Here is a 1,761-nt window from a genome sequence, read left to right as displayed (position 1 = left end):
TTGAGCACCGACGACTGCAGGTTCGAGTAGCGGTAGTAGTACGCCGAGGCGTTGAACAGCAGGTTGTACTCGGGCACGACGGTCTTGAGGCCAGCCTCGTAGTTCCACACCTTCTCCGGCGCGTACAACGAGCCCACCTGCAGGCTGTTGTAGCCGCCGGCTTTGTACCCCTTGGTGGCAGAGACGTAAGCCATGGTATTGGGCGTGAACTTGTAGCTCAGCACCGCGCGCGGGCTGAAATCGTGCCAGCTGTGGTGCGTGGGCACCCATTGTCCCACCGCATTGGGAAAGACGATGTTGTTGCCGAACGCCGTCAGTGCCTGCTGAGCCTGGGGCGGCAGGAAGGCGTAGATGCCGCTGGACACCAGCTGCGCGATGGTCTGGTCGAACGCCGTGGCCTGGCGCAGCGGTGTGTACCAGGTGAACGCTTTCTTGTCTTCGGTGTAGCGCAGGCCGGTGGTGAGGTCGAGCTTATCGCTCACATGCCAGATCACGTCGCCGAAGGCGGCATACGCTTTGAACTTGCCGGCGTTCTCGATCTGCTCGCGCCATGAATCGCCGAGCAGGTTGTACGGCAAGCCGAAGGCCTGCAGGCCCTGGGTGATTTCGGTCAGCGGCAAGCCGAGGCCGTCGACGTTCTGCGCCAGCGTGTCCAGGCTGCTGGTGTTGGTGTTCACCTGGCTGGTCTGCCGCGCCTGCTCGGAATAGAAGCTCACGCCCGACACCCAGTCCATCAGGTCGTTGTAACCCGACAGCTTGAACTCCTGGTAGTAGCTGTTGTTGTGCTCGATGTTGGCGGTGTCGAGGTAGCTGACGACGTGATCGGTGCCGTCGTTGTCTTCGTCGTTGAAGGTGTTGAAGTGCCGCCAGGCGGTGGTCGAGGTGAGCGTGCCCCAAGGGAAGTTGTGATCGATGATCAGCGTGGAGCCATCGAAATGCCGCCACTCGCGCGCCTGGATCGCATCGTTGTAGAGCGGCGCGGTGAGCGGATTGAGGTAGGTGGCCGGATTGGGCGGAAACGGCGGGCGTTCATTCGTATCGCTGGACAAGGGCACCAGGCCGATCGCGGGCCGCGGCGGCTGGTCCAGCCGTTCGTGATCCCACGACCACAGCACGCGCGTGTCCGGCGTGATGTTCCAGCGGTACACCATGCGGCTGCCCCAGTCGTCGTTCTTGCCGTAGCGCTGGCCGTTGGCCTGATCGCGGATCCAGCCGTTGCTCTGGTTGTCGAGCACGCTGACGCGCAGGGCCATGTCCTTGGTGAGCGGGATGTTTATCAGCGCGCTCTCGTAATGCGTGCCCTCGTTGCCCACGCGCACCAGCGCCTTGCCTTCAAACTTATCGGTCGGCTCGTTGGTGACGATGGAGATGGCGCCACCTGCCGCATTGCGGCCGAACAAGGTGCCTTGCGGGCCTTTCAGCACTTCAATGCGATCGATGTCGTTGAAGGCCAGCAGCGCGCCGCCGGAGCGGGCCGCATACACGCCGTCGATGTACACGCCCACTGCCGATTCGGTACCGATGCCGAAGTCGCTGGTGCTGATGCCGCGCAGCGAATAGTTCGGCTGCGTGGGTTGGCTGCCGTCAACGACTAATCCGGGCACGAACAGCGAGATCTTGCTGAGATCGGTGGCGGCCTGCGTTTCGATCTGTTTCGCCGTGAGGATCTGCAACGGAATCGGCACCTGCTCCATCTGTTGCGTGCGGCTTTGTGCCGTCACGGTGATGTTGCCTAGCTGCTTGGCTTGGCTGGCGTCGGGC

1 protein-coding gene is annotated in these 1,761 nt (G+C 62.7%); it reads right to left on the bottom strand.

Features of this window, described 5'->3' with window-relative positions:
• Positions 1 to 1,761, bottom strand: a 1,761-nt coding sequence (locus tag QQJ86_RS04790; RefSeq protein ID WP_284319782.1) for a TonB-dependent receptor, incomplete at both ends; no start/stop codon positions are given.

The sequence above is a fragment of the Dyella acidisoli genome, from assembly GCF_030160295.1.
GTDB lineage: Bacteria > Pseudomonadota > Gammaproteobacteria > Xanthomonadales > Rhodanobacteraceae > Dyella_B > Dyella_B acidisoli.
The sequence above is the reverse complement of the archived record's forward strand: the minus strand, read 5'-3'. Positions and strand labels throughout refer to the sequence as shown.